Genomic DNA, 24924 nt, shown 5'->3' on the forward strand with positions numbered 1-24924 from the left:
TCCTGTTGACGGATGCCCCGGTCGGCGACCGGGAGGTGTGCGGGGCGGGACGACCGGCGGCCGTCCCGCCGGGGATCACAGCCGGACCGGCAGGGCCTGGAGGCTGCGGTTGAGCAGTGAAGGCTGCCAGCGGACCGCGCCGCCGGCGAGCGCCAGCCCGGGCGCCGCGGCCAGCAGGTCGGTCAGCGCCGACCCGGCCACCAGCCGGGCGAGCGGCGCGCCGAGGCAGAAGTGCGCGCCCTGCCCGAAGCCCAGGTGCGGGTTGGGGTGCCGGCGCAGGTCCAGCTCGTCGGGGCGGTCGAAGCGGGCCGGGTCGCGGTTGGCGGCGGCGGTCACCACGTAGAGGCGCTGCCCGGCGCGCAGCCGCTGACCGCCCAGCTCGAAGTCCTCCCTGACGTGCCGGATGGACATCTTGGACGGTCCGTCGAAGCGCAGCAGCTCCTCGACGGCGACCGGGCCGAGGTCCGGCTCGGCGCGCAGCAGGGCGAGCTGGTCGGGGTGGCGCAGCAGGTTCCACACCCCGACGGCGATCAGGTTGCTGGTGGTCTCGCCGCCGGCGAACGCCACGTGGGTGAGCATGGCGACGAACTCGTCCTCGCTCACCGACTCGCCGACCAGTCCGTTGGCCAGGGCCGCGCTGATCAGGTCCTCGCGGGGCGCGGCCCGGCGGGCGCGGACCAGCCCGCGCAGGTAGTCGAAGAGGTCCAGCAGGGCGCGCTGGGAGCGCTCGTGCTCCTCCGGCGTCTGCACCGCGCCGAGCGCCAGGTCGCCGACCTGGATGGCCCAGCGCTGGAACATCCCGGTGTCCTCGACCGGCACGCCCATCCAGGCGGCCGCGACGGTGGCCGGCAGCGGCCGGGCGAACTCGGTGAGCAGGTCGACGACCTCGCTGCCGGCGCCGGCCCGGGTGGCCAGCCGGGCCACCGCGGCCTGCACCATGGGCCGGTTGCGGCGCACCTGGCGGGCCCCGAACGCGCCCCGGAAGACGGCGCGCAGCCGGCGGTGCTCCGGCGGGTCCACGAAGACCATCCAGCCGGCCATGATCTTGAAGGCGCGGGCCGCCTCCGGGCTGAGCAGCTCCAGGGGGGTCTGCGCCAGCATCGGGCTGATCCGGTCGGCGGAGATCGCCGGCTCGGTGTAGCAGGCCGCCGCGGGCTCGTAGCCGGTGACCAGCCAGGCCCGGTGCACCGCGCTCCAGTGCACCGGCGCGGCGGCCCGCAGCTCGGCCAGGTAGGGGTACGGGTCGGCGACGAGGTCGTCGTCCAGCAGGTAACGGTCGGTGACGGTGGCGGCGGTCATGCCGTACGCTCCAGCAGCTCGGCGGCGAGGGCGGCCACGGCCGCCACGCCCGGGTCGGTGACCATGCTCCGGTGGGTGCCGGGCAGGTGGTGGACGGTGAGCGCGCCCGGGAACAGCTCCCGGCAGCGCCGCTCGTAGGTGGGCCAGCTCTCCCCGGCCACGACCGAGGGGCGGCCCGGACCGGCGGTGGTCGCCTCGGCACTGACCAGCAGGTGCGCCGGCCCCCGGTACGGCGCCGGCCGGTAGCCGGCGGCGGCGCGCAGCAGCGCGGTCCACATCGCCACCGGCCAGTCGGCGCCCAGTTCCGCCTCGGCCTCGTTGACGCCGGCCGCGCGGAGCGTGGCCACCAGCTCGCGTTCCTGGCTGAGCCGCGCCGGGGTGCCCGGGGTCAGCTCCCGGATCGCCGCGCGCATCGCCACGGCCCGGTCGAGCAGGTCCAGCGCCTCGGTGACGGCGAACATCCCCGCCTCGTCCGGCACGGCCGGTTCGAGCAGCAGCAGGACGTCCACCCGCTCGCCGGCGTCGGTCAGGCGGATCGCCATCTCCTGGGCGATGTTGCCCCCCATCGACCAGCCGAGCAGCGCGTACGGGCCGTGCGGCTGGTGCGCCCGCAGCTCGCGCAGGTAGTCCTCGGCCAGGCCGGTCATGGTGTCGGCGTCCACGCCGCCGTCGATGCCCCGGGCCTGGAGGCCGAGCACCGGCCGGCCGGCGGGCAGCGCCTGGGCCAGCGGCAGGTACCAGGCGACGCTGCCGCCGCTCGGGTGCACGCACCACAGCGGACGCTGCCCCGCGTCGCCGTCGCGCAGGGTCACCACCACGCCGCCGTCCCGGCGTACCGCGGTGCCGGCCGGGACGGGTTCCCGTGCGTCGACCGCGGCGGCCAGGGCGGCCACCGTGGGGTGCTCCAGGATGTCGGCGACCCCGACGGGCAGCCCCAGGTCGCAGGCGCGGGCGGCGAGCCGCACGATGGCCAGCGAGTGGCCGCCGAGGTCGAAGAAGTCGTCGTGCACCCCGACCCGGTCCAGCCGCAGGGTCTCCGCCCAGAGCTTCGCGAGGGTCGCCTCGGACTCGGTGCGCGGCTCGACGTACGGGCGGTCGGTGTCGGCCGGGCCGGTCGGCGCCGGCAGGGCGGCCCGGTCCAGCTTGCCGTTGGCGGTCACCGGCAGCGCGTCGAGGGGCACGAACGCGGTCGGCACCAGGTACGTCGGCAGCCGCTCGCGCAGCCAGCGGCGCAGCTCGGCGGCGCCGGGCAGGGCCGCCCCGGCCACCGGCACCAGGTAGGCCACGAGGCGGGCGTCGCCGGGCTGGTCGACGCGGGCGGCCACGGCGGCCATCCCGACGTCGGGTCGGGCGGCCAGGACCGCCTCGATCTCGCCCAGCTCGATGCGCCGGCCCCGGATCTTGACCTGGCGGTCGACCCGGCCGCCGAAGTCGAGCGTGCCGTCGGCGCGCCAGCGCCCCCGGTCGCCGGTGCGGTAGAGCCGCCGGCCGCCGCCGGCCGGGTCGGGGACGAACCGGTCCGCGGTGAGGCCCGGCTGCCCGAGGTAGCCGCGGGCCAGCGAGTCGCCGCCGAGGTAGATCTCCCCGGCCACGCCGACCGGCGCCGGGCGCAGCGCCTCGTCGAGGACGAGCACCGTGGCCCGGTGCAGCGGGCGGCCGATGGGGACGCTCACCGCGTCGGCGGGCAGGTCGCGGACCCGCTGGGCGGTGACGATGAGGGTCGCCTCCACCGGGCCGTACCCGTTGACGACGCGCAGGTGCGGCCAGCGGGCGGTCAGGTCCCGCACGTGCGGCGCGGACGCCGCCTCCCCGCCGAAGAAGACCTGGCGCAGCGCGCCCAGTTCCTCCAGGCACTCCTCGACCGCCAGGTTGAACAGGGTGGTGGTGAGGAAGGTGGTGGTGACGCCGTGCCGGCGGATCGCCGCGGCGATGCCGGCCGGGGTGATCGGCTCGGCCGGGTAGAGCGCGCAGGTGCCGCCGTGCAGCAGCGGGCCGAAGATCTCGAAGAGCGCCGCGTCCCAGTTGACGCTGCTCAGGTGCAGGATGGTCTCGTCGGCGCCGAGGTGGACGAAGTCCTGGCCGACAAGCGAGTCGACGATCGCCCGGTGGGTGAGCGCCGTGCCCTTCGGCCGGCCCGTGGAGCCGGAGGTGTAGAGCACGCAGGCCAGGTTGTCGGCGTCCGGGGCCGGCCCGGGCGCGTCGGCCGGCTCGGCGGCGAAGGTCTCCGCGGCCAGGGTGACCGCGGCCCGCTCCGGCACCAGGTGCCGCCAGGCGGGCTGGACCAGCACCAGGTCGGCGCCGGTGTCGGCGGTGAGGAGGTCGAGCCGGCGGCGCGGGTCGCGCGGGTCCAGCGGCAGGTACGCCGCACCGGCCTTGAGGATGCCGAGCAGGCCGACGACCAGGTCGGCGGAGCGTTCGGCGCAGAGCCCGACGATCCGCTCCGGGCCGGCGCCGCGCCGGCGCAGGTGATGGGCGACGCGGTTGGACAAGGCGTCCAGCTCGGCGTAGCTGACCGGGCCGTCGGCGGTGGCCAGCGCGGCCTTGTCCGGGTGGGCGGCGACCTGGTCGGCCAGGATCGCCACCACGCTGCGGTCGTCCCGGGCCGGGCTGGCGGCCTCGGCGCGGGCGGCGGCCGCCACGGGCACGCCGGGTGCGGCCTCCGGGTGGGCGACCATCTCGGCCAGCAGCGCGCAGTACGCGTCGGCCAGCCGCTCGACCTCCCCGGGGGACATCCGGCCGGCGTCGGCCTCGAAGGAGACCCCCTGCGGGCCGGTGGTGACCATCAGCCCGAAGTTGGTCCGGGCGATCTCCTCGATCTCCTGCTTGTGCTCGCTGTCCAGGGCGTGGAAGTGCACGTAGTTGAAGGCGGTGTCGACGAGCACCTCGCCGGCCCACCGGCCGCGCTGGAGCTCGGCGAGCGGGAAGCGCCGGTGCGGGATCAGCTCCCGCTCGGCGGCGAAGACGTCCCGCAGCAGGCCCAGCCAGCTCGTCGCGGCGGAGCGCACCCCGAACGGCACCACGTTGAGGAACAGCCCCCGCATGCCGTCCGCGCCGGCCCGCTCCGGGCGGCCGTTGGTCGCGAACCCGGTGGAGTACGCCTCGCCGTCCGCGAGCTGTCCCATGAGGTGGTAATAGGCGGTGAACAGCACCGTCTTGCGGGGCACCCCGGCCCGGGCGGCGAGGGCGTCGAGACCGGCCTGGAGGTGCTGGTAGGTGCGCAGCACCTCGCACGTCGACTTGTCGGTGGGCTCCGCGCCGACCGAGCGCGGCACCCGCACCGGCGGGAACTGCTCCACCATGCCGTCCCAGAAGGCCCGGGCGGCCGGGTCGGCGACGGCGGCGCGCTCCAGCGCGACGTACTCGGCGAAGCGGGGCACCGGAGCGCCGGCCGGCTCCTCCCCCGCGCCGGTGACCGCGCGGCGGTGCCGGTCGACCAGCTCGGCGATGAGGGACGTGAGGCTCCAGCCGTCCAGCACGGCGTGGCAGTCGGTGATGGTGAGCCGGTACTCGGCGTCGTTGAGCACGTGCACGTGCAGCCGGATCAGCGGCGGCACGGCCAGCTCGAACCACCGCACCGCCTCGGCGTGCAGGTGCTCGCGGACCCGCTCGGCCTGGGCGGCCTCGTCGAGGCCCCGCAGGTCGTCCACGCCGACGGGCAGCTCGGCGGTCGGGTGCACCAGTTGCAGCGGCTCCTCGTACGCGCTCCAGTCGAAGCCGGTGCGCAGGATCTCGTAGCGGGCCACCACCGCGTCGGCGGCGGCCTGCATGGCGGCGGCGTCGAAGCCGCCCGGCTCCTGCACCCGGAAGCTGGTCACGTTGTGGTACGCGCCCTTGCCCGCGTCGGCGAGCAGCTCGTAGAGCATGCCCTGCTGCATCCGGGTCAGCGGGTACGCGTCCTCCAGCCCGGCGGGCAGCCGCTCCCGGTCGGCCGGGGCGACCATGGCGAACCGCTCCACGGGTGCGTCCCCGGCCGGGGCGGCGCCCCGGCGGTCGGCGGCGGCGTCGACCGCCCGGGCCAGCTCGCCGAGCGCCTGGTGGGCGAAGACGTCGCGCAGCGCGACGGTGACACCCCGCCGTTCGGCGAGCCCGACCACCCGCAGCGCGAGGATCGAGTCGCCGCCGAGGTCGAAGAACCGGTCGGTGACGCCGACCCGCTCGGCGCCGAGAGCCGCGCACCACACCTCGGCGAGCAGCCGCTCGGTCGGGGTGGCCGGCGGCACGTGCTCCCGGGCGGCGTCCAGCGTGGCGCCCTCGGCCGCGGGCAGCGCCTTCCGGTCGACCTTGCCGTTGGCGGTCAGCGGCAGCGCCGGCAGCACGGTGAAGGTGGCCGGCACCATGGCCTCGGGCAGCCGGTCGCGCAGCCAGCGTCGCAGCTCCTCCCCGGTCAGGTCGCCGTCGACCACCAGGTAGGCGTGCAGCCGGTGCTCGCCGGTGCGCTCGCCCCGGGCCACCACGGCGGCCTGGCCGACGGCGTCGTGCCGCAGCAGCGCGGCCTCCACCTCGCCCAGCTCGATCCGGTGGCCGCGGATCTTCACCTGGTCGTCGGCGCGGCCCCGGTACTCCAGCTCCCCGCCGGGCAGGTGCCGGGCCCGGTCGCCGGTGCGGTACAGGCGGGCGCCGGGGTCGGTGGAGAACGGGTCGGGGACGAACCGGTCCGCGGTGAGGCCGGGGCGGCCCAGGTAGCCGCGGGCCAGGCCGGCGCCGCCCACGTACATCTCGCCGGTGGCGCCCAGCGGGACGGGACGCAGGTGCCGGTCGAGCACGTGGACCGTGAGGTCGCCGAGCGCCCGGCCGATCGGCGAGACGGCGTCCCCGGCGAGGTCGGCGGCGGTCACCAGGCGGTGCGTGACATGGACGGTGGTCTCGGTGATGCCGTACATGTTGACCAGCCGCACGCCGGCCCCCGGGCCGTCGAGCCAGCCGTCCAGCTCCGGCAGGTCCAGCTTCTCCCCGCCGAGCACCACGTGCCGCACCCCGAGGTCGGCGAGGGGCCGGTCGCCGAGGGCGGCGCGCAGGTTGCGGAACGCGCCGGGGGTCTGGCTCAGCATGGTGACCCGCTCGGCCGCCAGCAGCGCCGCGAACCGGTGCGGGTCGCGGGCGGTGGCCTTGTCGACCAGGACCACCGTGCCGCCGCGGGTCAGCGCCCCCCACAGCTCCCAGACCGAGAAGTCGAAGGCGTACGAGTGGAACAGGCTCCACACCCCGCCAGCCGCCAGGTCGAGCGCGTCCACACAGGAGTCGAGGAGGCGGACCACCTGCCGGTGCGGCACGCACACGCCCTTCGGGCGGCCTGTCGAACCGGAGGTGTAGATGACGTAGGCGAGGTTGTCGGCGGTGGCGACCGGCTCCGGATCGCCGGTCGGCGCGGCGGCGATCAGCGGGTCGTCCAGCCGGACCAGGCCGGCGGGGTCCACCGGCGCCCGGTCGGCGAGGCCGGGCGACACCACGGCCAGCCGGACCCCGGCGTCGCCCACCACGTAGGCGAGCCGGTCGCGCGGATGCTCCGGGTCCAGCGGCACGTACGCCCCGCCGGCCTTGAGGATGCCGAGGATGCCGACGGCCAGGTCGACGTCGCGGTTCACGCAGAGCGCCACCATCGTCTCCGGCCCGACCCCGGCCGCGCGCAGCCGGTGGGCGAGCTGGTTGGCCCGCCGGTTGAGGGTGGCGTAGTCCACCCGCTCGGGGCCGGCCACCACGGCGACGGCGTCCGGGGTGGCGGCGGCGTGCCGGGCGAACCGCTCGTGCAGCAGGTCGGCCGAGTCGTAGCCGCGCAGCGGGGCGGCCCAGTCGGCGAGCCGGATCCGCTCGTCGTCGGGGAGCAGGTCCAGGTCGGCCAGCGGGGTGTCCGGGTGGGCGACGGCCTGTTCCAGCAGCCGGCGGTACTGGGCGGCCCAGCGCCGCATCGTCTCCGGCCGCCACAGGTCGGCGCGGTGGAAGAACGCGCCGGCCAGCCCGTCGGGGCGGCGGGCGGTCTGGAGGATCAGGTCGAACTTGACCGCGTCGAGGTCGAGGTCGAACCGCGCGCCGGTCACCTCGCCGAGGCGGACCGGGCGGTCGTCGGCGTCGTCGTCGAGGCTGAACATGGCCTGGAACAGCGGCGTCCGGTCCAGGCTGCGGTCCGGGCTGACCTCGTCGACGACCCGCTCGAAGGGCGCCTCCTGGTGGTCGTACGCGCCGAGGGCGTCGGTGCGGACCCGGTCGAGCAGGTCGGCGAAGGACGGGTTCCCGCCGAGGTCGGCCCGGAGCACCAGGGTGTTCACGAAGAAGCCGACGACCTGCTCCACCTCGGGCCGGGTCCGCCCGGCGACCGGGGTGCCGACGCCGAAGTCCACCTGCCCGGTGAGCCGGCCGAGCACCGCCTCGAAGCCGGCCAGCAGGGCCATGTAGAGGGTGGCGCCGCGCCCCTTGGCCAGCCGCTCCAGCGCGTCGACGAGCGCCGGCTCCAGGCGGAACTCGCAGGTGGCGCCCGCGGTGGAGCGGCGGGCCGGGCGCTCGGTGTCGGTGGGCAGCTCCAGCGGCGGCAGGCCGGCCAGCCGGTCCCGCCAGTAGGCCAGGTCCCGGTCCAGCCGCGCGCCGCCGGCGGCGTCGCGCTGCCAGGCCGCGTAGTCGGCGTACCGGACCGGCGGCTCGGGGCGGGACTCGCCGGCGTAGAGCGCCTCCAGGTCGCGGACCAGCACGCCCATCGACCAGCCGTCGGCCACGATGTGGTGCATGGTCAGCAGGACCACGTGGTCGGCCGGGCCGAGCCGCCACCCGGTGACCCGGAACAGCGGCCCGGTGGCCAGGTCGAACGGCTCGCCGGCGATCCGCCGGGCCGCCTCGGCGACCTCGGCGGCGCCGCCCGCGTCGCGCCAGTCGACGCCGGCCCAGCCGGGCACGATCTCCTGCCGGACCACCCCGTCGACCACGCTGAACCGGGTGCGCAGCGCGTCGTGCCGGTCGACCAGGGCGGCGAACGCCGCGTCGAGGCGGTCGCGGTCCAGCGGCCCGGTGAGCCGCCAGGCCACCGGGATGGTGTACGCCGCGCCGGCGCCGTCGAGCCGGTCGAGGAAGACCAGTCGCTCCTGCCCGAAGGAGACCGGCAGGTCGGTGGTGCCGCCGCCCCGGGTGATCCCGTCCGGTGCGGTACGCGGCGCGGCGCGTCCGGCGAGCCGCTGGCGGAGCAGCTCCTGCTGGGCGGGGGTGAGGGCGGTCATCGGGTTTCCTCCAGTTTCCGGGCGAGCCGGGCGATGGTGCGGGCCTCGAAGAAGGTGCGCAGAGTGAGCGGGGCGGCCAGCCGGTCCCGCAGCCGGGAGATGACCCGCAGCGCGGTCAGGGAGTGGCCGCCGAGGGCGAAGAAGTCGTCCTCGACGCCGATGTCGGTGCGGTCCAGCAGCTCGGCCCAGACCTCGGCGATCAGCCGCTCGGTGTCGGTGCGCGGGGCGACCCGGGCGGCGCCGGTGGCCTCGGCCCGGATCTCCGGCAGCGCCGCCCGGTCGACCTTGCCGTTGCCGAGCAGCGGCAGGGCGTCCAGGACGAGCAGCTCGGCCGGGATCATCGCGTACGGCAGGGTGGCCTCCAGGTGCCGGCGCAGGTCCGCCTCGGTGACCGCGCCGCCCGGCGCCCGCTGGGCGTAGCCGGCGAGCCGCCAGCCGTTCGGCCCGTCGGGGCGGGCCACCACGGCCGCCCCGCCGACCTGCGGGTGGGCGGCCAGGGTGGCCTCCACCTCGGCCGGTTCGACCCGGACGCCGCGGACCTTCACCTGCCGGTCCAGCCGGCCCCGGAACTCCAGCGTCCCGTCGGCCAGCCAGCGGGCCGCGTCGCCGGTGCGGTACATCCGCGCCCCGGGCGGCCCGGCCGGGTCGGGCAGGTACGCCGCGGCGGTGAGGCCGGGCCGGTTCCGGTAGCCCCGCGTGACCCCGGCGCCGCCGATGTGCACCTCGCCGAAGACGCCCACCGGCACCGGCCGCAGCGCCGGGTCGAGCACCTGCACGGTGGTCCCCGGCATCGGGGCGCCGATGGTGACGGTCTCGTACGCCGCCGCCGGGTCGAGGTCGGCCACCGTGGTGGTGATCGTGGCCTCGGTCGGGCCGTACTGGTTGACCACGCGGGGCAGCCCGGGCAGCGCGGCGTGCACCTTGGCCAGCAGCGCCGGGGTGCACGGCTCGCCGCTGAGCACCAGCAGCCGCAGCGCGGGCAGCGTCGCGGCGCTCACGTCACCGGCGTCGAGGAGCTGGTGCAGCAGCGACGGGACGATGCTCAGCAGCGCGGTCGGCGCGGGCCGGCCGGGCAGGTCGGCGCGCAGTGTGGACAGGTCGGACTGCCCGGCCATCAGCACTGTCGCGCCGACGGTGAGCGGGCCGACGCAGTCGCGCAGGAACGCGTCGAAGCTCGGCGAGGCGCGCTGGAGGACGACGTCGTCGGCGTCCAGCCGGTAGTGGGCCAGGATGGTGTCGAGGTAGGCGGTCACGCTGCCGTGCTCGACGAGCACGCCCTTGGGCAGGCCGGTGGAGCCGGAGGTGTGGACCAGGTAGGCGAGCTGGTCGGGGCGGGTGGCGACGGCCGGCGGGGTGGCCGGCCGGGCGGCCAGCGCCGGGTCGGCGAGCGCCGCCGGGTCGAGCACCAGCCGCACCCCGGAGTCCTCGGCCAGGTGGGCCAGGCGGGCCGGCGGCAGGTCCGGGTCGAGCCCGACGAACGCCGCCCCGGCCTTCCACACGCCGAGCACCGCGACCACGGTGTCGACGCCGCGGGGCAGCCGCAGCCCGACGCGGTCCTCCGGCCCGACACCCTGGGCGAGCAGGTGGTGGGCGAGCCGGTTGGCGCGCCGGTCCAGCTCCGCGTAGGTCAGCTCACCGCCGGGGCCGGTCAGTGCGGTGGCGTCCGGGGTGGCCCGCACCCGGTCGGCGATCCGGTCGAGCAGCGAGCGGAACGGCGCGGCCGGCGCGGTGGCCGCCGGGGCCGGGGCGGCCTCGGCGAGGGGCAGGTCGGTGATCCGGGCCGCCGGGTCGGCGGCGACCGCCCGCAGCAGCCGGGTGTACGCCTCCGCCATCCGCGCCATGGTGCCGGCGTCGAAGATGTCGGTGGTGTAGTCGAGCGCGCCGGCCAGCCCGTCGGGGCCGTGCACCAGCTCCAGGGTCAGGTCGAGCTTGGCCGCGCCCCGGTCCACGGGCAGCGCGGCGCCGGCCACCGGCCCGAGCCGCAGGGTGTCCAGCGTCCAGTCGTTGTAGCTGAACAGCGCCTGGAACAGCGGCGAGCGGCTGAGGTCCCGCTCGGGGCGCAGTTCCTCGACCAGCCGGCCGAAGGGCAGCTCCTGGTGCTCGTACGCGCCGAGCGCGTCGTCGCGGACCCGGTCGAGCAGCTCGGCGAAGGTGGGCGCGCCGGTCAGGTCGGCCCGCAGCACCAGGGTGTTGAGGAAGAACCCGACGACGTCGCGCACCTCGGGGCGGCCCCGGCCGGCGACCGGGGTGCCGACGGCGAAGTCGGCCTGCCCGCTCCACCGGCCCAGCAGCACCTGGTAGGCGGCGAGCAGCGTCATGAACAGCGTCGCGCCGTGCGCCCGGCTGAGCCGTTCCAGCGCGGCGACGAGGTCCGGCTCGACGGTGAACCCGACGCTCGCCCCGGCGCCGGTGCGCACCGCCGGGCGGGGCCGGTCGGTGGGCAGCTCCAGGGTGGGCAGGTCGGCGAGCCGTCGCCGCCAGTGGTCCAGCTCGGCGGCCAGCCGGTCACCGGCGAGCCGGGTCCGCTGCCAGGCCGCGAAGTCGGCGTACCGCACCGGCGGGCGGGCCGGGTCGGCGCCGTCGTAGCCGGCTTCCAGCTCGCGGACCAGCACGGCGGCCGACCAGCCGTCGGCGACGGTGTGGTGCAGGGCGAGCAGCAGCAGGTGCGCGTCGCCGGCCCGCCACAGCACGGCCCGGAACAGCGGCCCGGTGGTCAGGTCGAACGGGCGGCACGACTCCCGCGCCAGCTCGGCCTCCGCCTCGGCCGGCGTGGCCGCGTCCCGCCGTTCCAGGCCGGCCCAGCCGGGCGCGATGTCCTGCCGGACCACGCCGTCGACCAGGGTGAACCGGGTGCGCAGGGCCTCGTGCCGGTCGACGAGCGCGTCCAGCGCGCCGGCCAGCCGGTCGGCGTCCAGCGGCCCGGTGAGCCGCCAGGCGAGGGGGATCGTGTACGCCGCACCGGCGCCCTCCAGCCGGTCGAGGAAGACCAGCCGCTCCTGGCCGAAGGAGACGGGCAGCCCGGTGGTCGCCGTGCCCCGGGTGATCGGGGCGGCGACCTCGCCGGCGCCGGCGAGCAGCCGGGCCAGCCCCGCGACGGTGCGGGTGGTGAACAGGTCCCGGAAGGTGATCTCCCGGCCGGTCCGGGCGGCCACCGCGCCGACCACCTTGATGGCCAGCAGGGAGTGCCCGCCGAGGGCGAAGAAGTCGTCGTCCAGACCGGGGTCGGCAACGCCGAGCACCTCGCTGAAGATGGCGGCGAGCTGCCGTTCCAGCTCGGTGGTGGGTTCCCGCCGGCCGGCGCCGGCGGCGTAGGTCGGCTCGGGCAGGGCGGCCCGGTCGACCTTGCCGTTGTGGGTCAGCGGCAGCTCGTCGAGCACCACCACCGCGGCCGGCACCAGGTAGGCGGGCAGCGACCCGGCCAGGTACGCCCGCAGGTCGCCCAGCTCCGCCGGGTCGGCGGCCACGTACGCGACGAGGCCCAGCGCGCCGCTGCGGTCGGGGCGGGCGAGCACCACGGCGTCCCGGACCGCCGGGTGGCGGCGGACGGCGGTCTCGATCTCGCCGGGCTCGACCCGGAACCCGCGCACCTTGACCTGCCCGTCGGCGCGGCCGACGAACTCCAGGACCCCGTCGGCGGTCCAGCGCACCAGGTCGCCGGTGCGGTAGACCCGGCCGCCGGGCGGGCCGAACGGGTCGGGCAGGAACCGCTCGGCGGTGCGGCCGGGCGCGCCCACGTACCCGCGGGCCAGGCCGGCGCCGCCGAGCAGCAGCTCGCCGACCACGCCGACGGGGAGGGGCCGCAGCTCCCGGTCCACCACGTACGCGGTGGTGTTGTTCATGGGGCGGCCGATCGGGACGGCGCCCGCCCCGCCGGTCGCCGCGGTGACCGGGTGCCAGGTGCCGAAGGTGGTGGACTCGGCCGGGCCGTACATGTGCAGCAGCCGCTCGGGGCCGCCGTGGGCGAGCAGGCCGTCCACCGCGACCGGGTCCGCGGCCTCCCCGCCGAAGAGCACGTGCCGCAGCCCGCTCAGGACGTCCGGGCGCTCCCGGGCGACCTGGTGGAACAGGGCGGTGGTGAGGAAGAGCGTGGTGACCCGGTGCCGGTTCAGGTGGGCGGCGAGGGCGGCCGGCGAGAGCGCCACGTCGGGCGGGGTGACCACCAGGGTCGCGCCGGCGACCAGGGTGGCCCACACCTCGAAGGTGGCGGCGTCGAACACCGGGTTGGCGGCGAACGCGACCCGGTCGTCCGGGCCGAGGGTGAGGTAGTCGCCGTCGTGCACGGTGCGGACCAGGCCGCGGTGGGTGATGCCGATGCCCTTGGGGCGGCCGGTGGACCCGGAGGTGTAGACCACGTAGCCGAGCTGCTCCGGGTCGACCGGGACGCGCGGGTCGGTGTCGGGGCGCCGGTCCAGGTCGGCGGCGTCCCGGACCAGGTCGACCACCCGGCAGCCCAGCCCGGCGCCGTCGTGGTGCCCGGCCGCGGTGATCAGCACGGTGGCGCCGGTGTCGCCGATCATGTGCTGGCTGCGCTCGGCCGGCTGGTCGGCGTCCAGCGGCAGGTAGGCCCCGCCCGTCTTGAGCACCGCGAGCTGGGCGCGGACCAGGTCCGCGGAGCGGGGCAGGCTGACCGCCACCACGGTCTCCGGGCCCACGCCGAGGGCGGCCAGGTGGTGGGCCAGCCGGTTCGCCCCCCGGTCCAGCTCGGCGTACGTCCAGACGGTCTCGCCGTCCACGACGGCCGGGCGCTCCGGGTCTGCGGCGACCCGGTCGGCCACGAGGTGGTGCAGCGCGCGGGCCGGGATCGCCGGCCGCGGCGCGGTGCCCGCGGCGCGCAGGGCGGCCCACTCGGCGGGGTCGAGGACGTCCCAGTCACCGAGCCGCCCGCCGGTGTCGCCGGCCAGGGCGGTGAGCAGCCGGGCGTACGCGGCGGCCAGGCGCGCCACGGTGGGCGCGGCGAACAGGTCGGTGGCGTACTCGAACAGGCCGGTGAGGGTGCCGTCGGGCGCCTCGTCGACGAAGAGGGTGAGGTCGAACTTGGCGGTCCGCCAGCCCAGCGGCAGCTCGGTCGCGGTCAGTCCGGGCAGCCGCAGCGCGGTGACCGCGGTGTCCCGCAGCGCGAACATGGTCTGGTAGACGGGGGTGCGGCTGAGGTCCCGCTCCGGGCGCAGCTCCGCCACCACCTGCTCGAACGGCACGTCCTGGTGCTCGTACGCGCCGAGGGTGGCCTCGCGGACCCGGCCGAGCAGCTCGGTCAGCGTGGGGTCGCCGGCCAGGTCGGCCCGGACAGCGAGGGTGTTGACGAAGAAGCCGACGACGTTCTCCACCTCGGCGCGGGAGCGGCCGGCGACCGGCGTGCCGACCGCGAAGTCGGTCTGCCCGCTCCACCGCCCGAGCAGCACCTGGAACGCGGTCAGCAGCACGGTGTGCAGGGTGGTCCGCTGCTCCTGGGCGAGCGCGGCCAGCCGGCGCAGCGCGTCCTGGGGCAGCGCGAAGCGGTGGGTGGCGCCGTCCGCACCGAGCACCGCCGGCCGGGGCCGGTCGGTGGGCAGCTCCAGCGCCGGCACGTCGGCGAGGGTGTGCCGCCACCAGTCCAGCTCGGTGGCGAGCCGGGCCGGGGTGAGGTCGGCGCGCTGCCAGCGGGCGAAGTCGACGTAGCGCACCGGCGGCGCGGGCGGGGTGGCGCCGGCGTACAGCTCGCCCAGCTCACGGGCGATGACGCCGAGCGACCAGCCGTCGGCGACCACGTGGTGCAGCACCAGCAGCAGCACGTCGTGCCCGGGCAGGCGGACCAGCGCGGCCCGCCACAGCGGCCCGGCGGCCAGGTCGAACGGGCGGCGGATCTGCGCGGCGGCCAGCTCGTCGCTCCACGCGTCGGCGTCCAGCCGGGCCAGCTCGACCGCCGGCTCCGGGTCGACCACCGGGGCGTCGTCGACGAACCGGGTCCGCAGCGCGTCGTGCCGGGCGGCGAGCCGGTGCAGGGCCCGCCGCAGCGTCGCCTCGTCGAGGTGGCCGTCGACCCGCCAGGCGACCGGGATGACGTAGCTGGGGCTGTCCGGGTGGACGCGCTGGAGGAAGAGCAGCCGCTCCTGCCCGAACGAGGCCACGGCGGGCGCGTCGTCGCCGCCGGCCACCAGCGCCGGGGCGGTGTCCCCGGCGGGCGCGGCGGCGACCGTCTCGGCGAGCCGGGCCACGGTCAGCCCCTCGAACAGGTCGCGGACGGAGACCTCGACCCCGAGTTCCTCGCGCAGCCGGGCGATCAGCCGCACGGCCAGCAGGGAGTGCCCGCCGAGGGCGAAGAAGGTGTCGTCCACGCCGACCCGGGCCACCCCGAAGACGGACGCCCACACCTTGGCCAGCCGTTCCTGCACCGGGTTCTCCGGCGCCCGGTACGGCACGGCCAGGTCGGGCCGGTCGGGGGCGGGCAGGGCCTTGCGGTCCAGCTTCCCGCTCGGGGTCAGCGGCAGCTCGGCCAGCGGCACGAAGATCGACGGCACCATGTAGCCGGGCAGCCGCCCGGCCAGCCCGTCCCGCAGCGCGGACAGGTCCAGCCCGTCGCCGACCACGTACGCGACGAGCCGCTTCTCGGCCGCCTCCCCGGTGGCCACCACGACGGAGGCACGGACGCCGGGCTGGTCGTTGAGCACGGCCTGGATCTCGCCCAGCTCCACCCGGTTGCCGGCGAGCTTGAGCTGCTCGTCGACGCGGCCGAGGTAGTCGACCACGCCGGGGCGGTGCCAGCCGGCCAGGTCGCCGCTGCGGTACATCCGCCCGCCCGGCTCGCCGTACGGGTCGGGCAGGAAGCGCTCGGCGGTGAGGCCGGGCTGCCCGAGGTAGCCCCGGGCCAGCTGGACGCCGGCCAGGTACAGCTCCCCCGGCCCGTCGCCGGGGACCGGGCGCAGCTCGGGGTCGAGGATGTGCAGCTGGGTGTTGTCCACCGCCGCGCCGATCGGCACGCCGGCGCCGGTCCACTCCGGCCGGCAGGCCCAGGCGCTCACCTCGATGCTGGCCTCGGTCGGGCCGTACAGGTTGTGCAGCTCGACGTCGGGCAGGGTACGCAGCACCCGGTTCTGCAGGTCGGTGGGGAGGGCCTCGCCGCTGGCCAGGATCCGGCGCAGGGTGTGGCAGTCGGCCACGCCCGGCTCGCCCACGAACAGGGCCAGCATGGTGGGGATGAAGTGGACGCTGGTGATCTCCCGACGCTGGATGGTCTCCACGAGGTAGCGGGTGTCGCGGTGGCCGCCGGGCTTCGCGATGACCAGCCGGGCGCCCACCATCAGCGGCCAGAACAGCTCGTGGACCGACACGTCGAAGGCGTACGGGGTCTTCTGGAGCACCCGCTCGTCGGAGGTCATGCCGTACTCGTGCTGCCCCCAGCGCAGCCGGTTGACCACGCCCCGGTGCTCGGCGACCACGCCCTTGGGCCGGCCGGTGGAACCAGAGGTGTACATGACGTAGCAGGCGTTGCGCTCGTCGACCGCGACGCCGCACGGCTCGTCGGACTCCCCGTCGGTGTCGGCGAGGGTCAGCTCGGGCAGGCCGGGCAGGCCGAGGTCGACGGCCATGCCGGGGCCGCGGACCAGGGCCACCGCGCCGGCCTGGCCGGCCATGTAGGTCAGCCGGTCGGTGGGCAGCTCCAGGTCCAGCGGGAGGTAGGCGGCGCCGCTCTTGAGGATGCCGAGCAGCGCCACCAGCAGGTCCAGGGACCGCTGGGCGCCGACCGCGACCACCGTCTCCGGCCCGGCGCCACGGCGGCGCAGGGCGTGGGCCAGCCGGTTGGCGCGCCGGTCCAGCTCCCGGTAGGTCAGCTCGGCGCCCTCGAACTCCAGGGCGACCGCGTCCGGGGTACGCCGGACCTGCGCCTCGACCAGGCCGTGCATCGTGCTCATGCCTGCTGCTCCTTCAGTGCCTGCTCGACGTCCTCGCTGCTCATCGCGGCGATCTCGGCCATCAGCTGCTCCTCGACGGCGGCGGCCAGCCGGGCCACGGTGGGCCGTTCGAAGAGGGTGCGCACGGCCACCTCGCAGCCGAAGGCCGCGCGCAGCCGGATGGCGACCCGGGTGGCGAGCAGGGAGTGACCGCCCAGGTGGAAGAAGTTGTCGTGGATGCCGATCGCGTCGACCTGGAGGACCTGCCGCCAGATGTCCGCGATCGCCTCCTCGGTCGGGGTCCGCGGCGGCTCGGCGTTTGCGCCGGGCGCCGGCCGGTGGCCGGCCGGGTCGGGGAGCCGGTCCCGGTCGACCTTGCCGCCGACGGTGCGGGGCAGCTCGTCGAGGACGATCAGCAGGGCCGGCACCATGAACTCTGGCAGCCGCTCGGCCAGCCGGTCCCGCAGCTCGTCGACGGCCACCCCGTCGCCGGCCAGGTAGGCCACCAGCCGGTCCTGCCAGGCGACCACCACGGCGTCCCGCACGCCCGGGTGCTCCCGCAGCCGGGCCTCGACCTCGCCGACCTCGACCCGGAACCCGCGCACCTTGACCTGGCCGTCGGCCCGGCCGTGGAACTCCAACTGGCCGTCGGCCCGCCAGCGCACCAGGTCCCCGGTGCGGTACAGCCGCCCGCCGGGCTCCCGCCCGTACGGGTCCGGCACGAACCGCTCGGCGGTCAGCCCCGGCCGGCCCAGGTAGCCCCGGGCCAGCTGGGTCCCGCCGACGAACAGCTCGCCCACGGCGCCCACCGGCACCTCGGCGAGGTGACCGTCCAGCACGTACAGCTCCCGGTCCCCCACCGCCCGGCCGATCGGCACCACGCCGTCCACGTCGGACGGCACGTCGTAGACGGTGGCGCTGACGGTGGTCTCGGTCGGGCCGTAGGTGTTCACCACGGCGACGTCCGGGTGGTGGCGGCGCCACCAGGCCAGGTCGGCGGGGCGTACCGCGTCGCCGCCGAGCACCAGCAGCCGCAGCCGGGCCGGGCTCCACGTCGGCGCGGAGGTGCCGTCGGCGGTGACCTCGGCGATCAGCTCGGTGAGGTAGCCGGGGACCACCTCCATCACGGTGACCCGGTGCCGCTCGACGTCGGCGACGAGCTGGGCCGGGGCGACCAGGCCGTGCTCGGGCAGGACGAGGGCGGCCCCGCAGGTCAGCGCGGGGAAGATCTGCTCGACGGAGGCGTCGAAGGCCAGCGCGGCGAACTGGAGGACCCGGTCGGTGGGGCCGAGGCCGAAGCGCCGGCGCATCCGCGACACGTGCGCGGCCATGGCGCCGCGCGGCACCCCGACGCCCTTCGGCCGGCCCGTCGACCCGGAGGTGTGGATGACGTACGCGAGCTGCGCCGGGTCCACCGGGACACCCGGGTCGTCGTCCCGGCCGCCGTCGGGCAGCGGCCCGTCCAGCACCACGCCGGCGCCCACGTCGGCGGTGACCAGGTCCACCCGCTCGGCCGGCCAGGCCGGGTCGACAGGCACGTACGCGCCGCCGGCCTTCAGCACGCCGAGCACCGCGGCCAGCAGGTCGATCCCGCGCGGCAGCCGGATGACCACCGGCGTCTCCGGCCGGACGCCGTGCTCGCGCAGCCACCAGGCCACCCGGTTGGCCCGCGCGTTCAGTTCGGCGTACGAGACCACCCCGCCGGCGGCGATGGCGGCCAGCGCGCCCGGGTCGCGGCGGGCCCGCGACTCGAAGGCGGCCACCGGGTCGACGGTGCGCCCGGCCACCTCGGCGGCGCCGAAGCGGCGCAGCAGGGCGGTCTCGGCGGCCGGCAGCCCCAGCGCGCCGATCCGGGTGTCCGGTGCGGCCAGCACGGCGGCGAGCAGCTCCCGGCACCGCTGCACGAGGCGGTCGATGGTCGCCGCGTCGAACAGGTCGGTGCGGTACTGCACGAAGCCGCCGGCCGCGCCGGGATCGGTGGTGAAGGTGAACATCAGGTCGAACTTGGTGACGTCGAACGGGATCTCGGCGCTGCGCAGCCGGGCGGCGCCGAGCCGGGGCGCCGCCACGGCGCGTACCTCCAGGTCGAACATGGCCTGGAACAGCGGCGACCGGCCCGGCTCACGGTCCGGGGCGAGCTCCTCGACCACCCGCTCGAACGGCACCTCCTGGTACTGGTACGCGTCGAGCGCCTGGTCGCGGACGCGGCCGAGCAGCTCGGCGAAGGTGGGGTCGCCGGCCAGGTCGGCCCGCATGACCAGGGTGTTGACGAAGAACCCGATGACGTTCTCCACCTCGGGCCGGGTACGCCCGGCCACCGGCACCCCGACACCGAAGTCGTCCTGCCCGCTCCACCGGCCGAGCAGCACCTGGAACGCGGCCAGCAGGGTCATGTAGAGGGTGGCGCCGTGCCGGCGGCCGAGCCGCTCCAGCCCGTCGACCAGCTCGGGTTCGAGGGTGAACTCGTGGGTGGCGCCGACCCAGGAGGGCCGGGCCGGGCGGGGCCGGTCGGTGGGCAGCTCCAGGGCGGGCAGCGCGTCGAGGTGCTTGCGCCAGTGGCCCAGCTCCGCGGCGAGGCGGTCACCGGTGAGATCCTGGCGCTGCCAGCCGGCGTAGTCGGCGTACTGCACGGGCAGCTCCGGCAGGGTCTCGCCGTCGTGCAGCGCGCCCAGCTCCCGCACGAGCACGCCCATCGACCAGCCGTCGGAGACGATGTGGTGCATGGCCAGCACGAGCAGGTGGTCGGCCGGGCCGAGCTGCCAGACCAGGGCCCGGAACAGCGGGCCGGTGGCCAGGTCGAACGGGCGGTGCAGCTCCGCGCCGGCCTCCGCCACGGCGGTCGCGTACGGGTCGGTCGCCGACCGCACGTCGTGCCACTCGGCGGTGACCTCGGCGGTCGCGGCGACCCGCTGCACGGGCTGCGCGTCGACCACCGGGAAGGTGGTGCGCAGCGACTCGTGCCGGTCGACGAGCTGCCGCAGCGCCCGGTCGAGGCGGCCGCGGTCGAGCGGCCCGTCGACCCGCCAGGCCAGCGCGGCCATGTAGTCCGGCGCGTCGGGTTCGAGCCGGTTGAGGAACCACATCCGTTCCTGCGCGAACGAGAGCGGGAAGTCGCCGCTGCGGCGCAGCCGGGTGATGCCGGCCGCGGGCCCGGCCGCCGCGGCGGGCAGGGCCGCCGCGAACTCGGCGATGGTCGGGTGGGCGAAGAAGGTACGCACGTCGACCGGCCGGTCGAGCGCCTTCACCAGCCGGGCCACCGCGAGGGTGGCCAGCAGCGAGTGCCCGCCCAGGTCGAAGAAGTTGTCGTGGACGCCGATGCGGTCGACCCGGAGGACCTGCCGCCACACCGCGGCGACGGCCTCCTCGGTCTCGTCGCGCGGGCCCTCGAAGGTGTCGGTCAGCTCGGGCCGGTGCCCGTCCGGGTCGGGCAGCCGGTCCCGGTCGACCTTGCCGCCGACAGTGCGCGGCAGCTCGTCGAGGACGACCACCACGGCCGGCACCATGAACTCGGGCAGCCGTTCGCCGAGCCACCGCCGCACCTCGTCCACGGCCACGCCGGCGCCGGCCAGGTAGGCCACCAGCCGGTCCTCCCGGGCGACCACCACGGCGTCCCGCACGCCCGGGTGCTCCCGCAGCCGGGCCTCGACCTCGCCGACCTCGACCCGGAACCCGCGCACCTTGACCTGGCCGTCGGCCCGGCCGTGGAACTCCAACTGGCCGTCGGCCCGCCAGCGGACCAGGTCACCCGTGCGGTACAGCCGGCCACCCGGCTCGTGCCCGAACGGGTCCGGCACGAACCGCCCGGCGGTGAGCCCGGGCCGGCCCAGGTAGCCCCGGGCCAGCTGTCCACCACCGACGAACAGCTCACCGACCGCGCCGGCCGGCACGTCGCGGAGCCGGTCGTCGAGGACGTACAGGTGACGGTCGCCGACCGCCCGGCCGACCGGGACCGTGCCCACGACGCCGCACGGGACGTCGGCCACCGCCGTGGTGACGGTGGATTCGGTCGGGCCGTACGCGTTGAGCACCGCGACGTCGGGACAGCGCGTCGCGAAGCGGTCCACGTCGGCGGGGCGCACCACGTCGCCGCCGAGCACCAGAAGCCGCAGCGCGCCCGGGACGGGCCCGTCCCGCTCGGTCAGCTCGGCCACCAGCTCGCCGAAGTAGGCCGGCGGCAGGTTGGCGACGGTGACGCCGTGCCGGTCCAGCAGCGGCAGCAGCGTCGCCGGGGCGACCAGGCCGTGCTCGGGCAGGACGAGGGCGGCCCCGCAGGCCAGCGCGGGAAAGACCTGGTCGATCGAGGCGTCGAAGGCCAGCGCGGCGAACTGGAGCACCCGGTCGGCCGGGCCGAGGCCGAAGCGCCGGCGCATCCGCGACACGTGCGCGGCCATGGCCCCGCGCGGCACGCCCACGCCCTTCGGCCGGCCCGTCGACCCGGAGGTGTAGATGACGTACGCGAGCTGCGCCGGATCCACCGGGACACCCGGGTCGTCGTCGCGGCCGCCGTCGGGCAGCGCGCCGTCGAGGAGGATGTCGAGGCCGGCGTCGGCGCGCACGAAGTCGATCCGCTCGGCCGGCCAGGCCGGGTCCAGCGGCACGTACGCGCCGCCCGCCTTGAGCACGCCGAGCACGGCGGCCAGCAGGTCGATCCCGCGGGGCAGGCGCACACCGACAGGCGTCTCCGGCCCGACGCCATGCTCACGCAGCCACCAGGCCACCCGGTTGGCCCGCGCGTTCAGCTCGGTGTAGGTGACGGCCTCGTCGGCGGTGACGGCGGCCGGCGCGCCCGGCTCGCGGCGGGCCCGCGACTCGAAGGCGGCCACCGGGTCGACGGTGCGCCCGGCCACCTCGGCGGCGCCGAACCGGCGCAGCAGGGCGGTCTCGGCGGCCGGCAGGGCCAGCGCGCCGATCCGGGTGTCCGGTGCGGCGACCACGGCGGCGAGCAGCTCCCGGCACCGCTGCACGAGGCGGCCGATGGTCGCCGCGTCGAACAGGTCGGTGCGGTAGACCACGGTCATGGCCAGCTCGTCGCCGCGCGGCTGGGCGAAGAGCGACACGGCGAAGAGCGCCTTGGGCCGGTCGGTGTCGAAGTCGGTGAAGCGCAGGGCGCCGCCCGGCCCGTCGTCGCCGGGCACGTTCTGCATGGCGAACCAGGCGTCGATCAGCGAGTCGGTGTCCGGCCGCTCGGGCCGCAGCTCCCGCACCACCCGCTCGTACGGCACGTCCTGGTGGTCGAGGGCGTCGAGCGCGTCGTCGCGGACCCGGCCCAGCAGCTCGGCGAAGGTCGGGTCACCGGCCAGCCGCGCCCGCATGACCAGGGTGTTGACGAAGAGGCCGATGAGGTTCTCGACCTCGGGCCGGCCCCGACCGGCGACCGGGGTGCCGATGCCGAAGTCGTCCTGCCCGCTCCACCGGCCCAGCAGCACCTGGAACGCGGCGAGCAGGGTCATGTAGAGGGTGGCGCCGTGCTCGCGGCCGAGCCGGTGCAGCCCGCTCACCAGCTCCGGGCCGAGGGTGAACTCGCTGGTCGCGGCGGCGTGCGACGGCTGCTCCGGCCGGGGCCGGTCGGTGGGCAGGTGCAGCGCCGGCAGGGCGGCCAGCTGGGCGCGCCAGTACGCCACGTCGGCCGCCAGGCGGTCCCCGTCGAGTTCCCGCCGCTGGGCCTCGGCGAAGTCCACGTACCGCAGCGGCAGCTCGGGCACCGCCCCGCCGTCGTGGTGGGCGGCCAGCTCGCGGGCCAGCAGGCCGATCGACCAGCCGTCGGAGACGATGTGGTGCATGGCGGCCAGCAGGACGTGCTCGCCGTCGCCGAGCCGCCAGACGACCACCCGGAACAGCGGGCCGGTGGCGAGGTCGAACGGCCGGGCGGCCTCCACCTCGGCCGCGCGGGCGACCTCGGCGGCCGAGCCGGCCTCGCGCCAGTCGATCGCGGCGTCGACGTGCGCGGCGAGCACGGCCCGGGGCACCCCGTCGCGCTCGACGAAGGTGGTGCGCAGCGCGTCGTGCCGGGCCACCACCGCGTTCAGCGCACGCTGGAGGCGGTCACGGTCCAGCGGGCCCTCCACGCGCCACATCGGGGTGGTCACGTACGCGGTGCCTCCGCCCGCCAGCCGATCCAGAAACCACATCCGGTGCTGGGCAAATGACACGGAGTAATCATTCCGGGCACAGTTCTCGAGCTGGCGCAATTCAGATTCCCCTCGGCTGGAAACGGGCTGGTGACAGCCCGACTTAGCGCAGGTTAAGCCGCATCAAAGCAATGAGGATCGGACTTGATGATGACCGGATCTGTCAATTCACTTCCATTCACAACGCACGGCGAAATGGGAACGGCCGCCACGGCGACACATTCCTCCGGCCTACGTTGATCACGGAAGCGACCTGTCCGGACGCGATCTCGGGCACCCTATGTCGGGTTCGGCCCGCTATGACCGCCAGCCACAGATCATTTTTCCACTCCCCAGGACCTTTACGATCATTAAGTCTGTCGGCCACAGCGGATCCCCCCGCCGGCTGCGGCCACGGCTCATTCTGCAACGACGGACGGTAATTCCGCAAACCACAGCGTGTCAGGTAGACGACGATCAAGGAGTGGTCGGACAACGGCGAGCCCAATGACCGGCGGCAATTCCACCGATCGATTACATCGTTGCAGCAGTTGAGCGCCCGGACGGCCGGGTCGACCTCCGCCAACCGGCCGGCCCGTCCGGTCGACTACCTGACACCGACCGGGCGCCCGGATGAGACCGGTGTCACATCACCACGCGGCCCACCGGGCCCTCGGGGCCGGCCCCAATCAATGCTTGATATCGATGTAGACCGATATATAGGCTGGGCCGGTCCCCGCTCGACCCCGTCCCACAAGGAGAGTGAGCGATGCGTCTGCCCAAGGTCACCCGGTTCCTCGCCACCGTCGCCACCGCGGCGCTGGCGGCGCTGGGCGCCGTCACCGTCGACGCGGCGCCGGCCGCCGCAGCCGTCCGCAACGTCTGCTACAACACCAGCCAGGCCGGGCCGTTCGCGAGCTACGCCGTGCAGGCCGCCTCGATCTGGAACAACGCCACCAACAACATCAACATGGCGCAGTGCGGCTCGAACCTGATGATCTACTACACCTACGGCGGCGGCTCGTACGCCCAGCGCACGAGCCTCGGCAACGGCCGCGTGGTCATCGACTACTACCAGGCGCAGCAGTACTCGCCGCTGCGCATCATGACGCACGAGATCGGGCACATCCTCGGCCTGCCCGACAACTACAACGGCAACTGCGCCATCCTGATGTCCGGCGGCAGCGCCGGCACCAGCTGCACCAACCCGTACCCGAGCTCCACCGAGGCCGCCCGGGTCGACTCGCTGTTCGGCTTCGCCGCCCGCAGCGAGGTGACGTCGCAGGTCTTCACCGGCAGCTGGCCGGCACCCGTCGCGGCGGGCGCCCAGCGCTGACCGGCGGAAACGACGAAGCCCGGCCGGACCGGCGGAGACGCCGACCCGGCCGGGCGATCCCGGTTCAGGACAGGAACTTGTCCAGCGCGGCCTCGATGGTGCCGCTGTCGGGGGAGGCGTACGACTTCATGGTGAGCTTGTTGTACGAGATGAAGCTCGGGCACCGGTTCGCCGGCGCGTTCACCGTGCCGCCGTCGCCGATCTTCTCGCCGGTCTTCGCCGCGTAGAAGGTCAGCGCGTAGCGCGAGGAGACGTAGGAGACTGTGACGATCTTCCCGTCGCTGTTCTTGTAGTCGCACTTCTTGGGCGTACCCTCGCTGCCCTCCACGACCTTCAGGCAGCCGACCACCGCGACCGACTCGAAGTCGGCGCTCTTGCTGTAGTACGGCTTGGCCGAGCTGATCGACTTGGACGACCAGTACGACGGCCGGTCGGGCGAGTTCGCGAACGTGTACGCCTTGGCCGGGGAGCCCGCGGTGTACGGAGCGGCGTTGAGGATCGGGCTGCCGTCGCAGACCGAGGACATGTCACTGGAGTAGCGGGCCGTCACGGCGTTGTTGTTCGACGGCTCCGGCGTCTCCGACTCCGCTCCTCCGGCGGACGGTCCCGCGGTCGGGCCGGCCGGGTTGCTGCCGCTCGACGCCACCGGGTCCGGCTTGTCGTCGCCGGCCGCCAGGAAGAGGCCGACACCGCCGCCGCAGAGCGCCAGCAGGACCACCGCGGCGCCGGCGGAGAGCCCGATGATCAGGCCCTTGTTCGACTTCGGCGGCGGTACCGGAGCGCCGAACTGCGGGGGCTGACCGGGCTGGCCGTAGCCGGGGTACGCCCCGGGCTGGGCGGGCTGCCCCCACTGGGGGTTGACCTGCGGGCCGGGCTGCTGCCCCCCGTAGTTCGGGTCCGGCTGCCCCCCGTACGGGGGGTAACTGTTGGTCATCTGACGCCCTTATCGCTGTCGACGGGTACCCCGGCAATGGATCACGGACAGGGTAGTGAGCGGCGCAAATTCCACCGCCGGTCGACGAGCGGCACCGGGCCCGCGGGCGACACGGTGCGTGGCGGCCCGCCCATCCGTCCGTGATGGACCCGGCGGGCACCGACGACCGCTCCGAGCCCGGCCGACC

Annotated in this window: 6 protein-coding genes; 1 reads left to right on the plus strand and 5 read right to left on the minus strand. The window is 75.8% G+C overall.

Features of this window, described 5'->3' with window-relative positions:
• Positions 1-75: 75 nt before the first annotated feature.
• From GA0070603_RS10115 to GA0070603_RS10130, 4 genes are read right to left on the minus strand one after another with little or no spacing between them, the layout of a single operon-like run.
• Complete coding sequence (locus GA0070603_RS10115; RefSeq protein ID WP_091310742.1) at positions 76-1299, minus strand: cytochrome P450; 1224 nt, start codon at positions 1297-1299, stop codon at positions 76-78.
• Positions 1296-8495, minus strand: a complete 7200-nt coding sequence (locus tag GA0070603_RS10120; protein WP_091310746.1) for a non-ribosomal peptide synthetase — start codon at positions 8493-8495, stop codon at positions 1296-1298. Before GA0070603_RS10120 ends, GA0070603_RS10115 begins: the two co-directional genes overlap by 4 nt.
• A complete protein-coding gene (locus tag GA0070603_RS10125; RefSeq protein ID WP_091310749.1) occupies positions 8492-16381 on the minus strand; it encodes a non-ribosomal peptide synthetase in 7890 nt (2629 codons plus the stop codon). The genes GA0070603_RS10120 and GA0070603_RS10125 overlap by 4 nt, the downstream gene beginning before the upstream one ends.
• On the minus strand, positions 16378-22548 hold the full coding sequence (locus GA0070603_RS10130) for a non-ribosomal peptide synthetase (protein WP_279627486.1): 6171 nt from the start codon (positions 22546-22548) through the stop codon (positions 16378-16380). The genes GA0070603_RS10125 and GA0070603_RS10130 overlap by 4 nt, the downstream gene beginning before the upstream one ends.
• A 688-nt stretch (positions 22549-23236) precedes the next feature.
• On the opposite strand from GA0070603_RS10130, the gene GA0070603_RS10135 reads away from it, so the two are divergent.
• A complete protein-coding gene (locus GA0070603_RS10135) occupies positions 23237-23803 on the plus strand; it encodes a snapalysin family zinc-dependent metalloprotease (RefSeq protein WP_091310755.1) in 567 nt (188 codons plus the stop codon).
• A gap of 64 nt (positions 23804-23867) precedes the next feature.
• On the opposite strand, the gene GA0070603_RS10140 is transcribed toward GA0070603_RS10135, so the two are convergent.
• Positions 23868-24737: a hypothetical protein gene (locus GA0070603_RS10140; RefSeq protein WP_091310758.1), complete on the minus strand. Its 870-nt coding sequence runs from the start codon at positions 24735-24737 to the stop codon at positions 23868-23870.
• Positions 24738-24924: the final 187 nt, after the last annotated feature.

The organism is Micromonospora chersina (assembly GCF_900091475.1).
Taxonomy (GTDB): domain Bacteria; phylum Actinomycetota; class Actinomycetes; order Mycobacteriales; family Micromonosporaceae; genus Micromonospora; species Micromonospora chersina.

Bases quoted from the DNA above. Each gene is read 5' to 3' on its own strand.
- GA0070603_RS10120 (WP_091310746.1), bottom strand. From the start codon at position 8,495: ATGACCGCCCTCACCCCCGCCCAGCAGGAGCTGCTCCGCCAGCGGCTC.
- GA0070603_RS10140 (WP_091310758.1), bottom strand. From the start codon at position 24,737: ATGACCAACAGTTACCCCCCGTACGGGGGGCAGCCGGACCCGAACTAC.
- GA0070603_RS10125 (WP_091310749.1), bottom strand. From the start codon at position 16,381: ATGAGCACGATGCACGGCCTGGTCGAGGCGCAGGTCCGGCGTACCCCG.
- GA0070603_RS10135 (WP_091310755.1), top strand. From the start codon at position 23,237: ATGCGTCTGCCCAAGGTCACCCGGTTCCTCGCCACCGTCGCCACCGCG.
- GA0070603_RS10115 (WP_091310742.1), bottom strand. From the start codon at position 1,299: ATGACCGCCGCCACCGTCACCGACCGTTACCTGCTGGACGACGACCTC.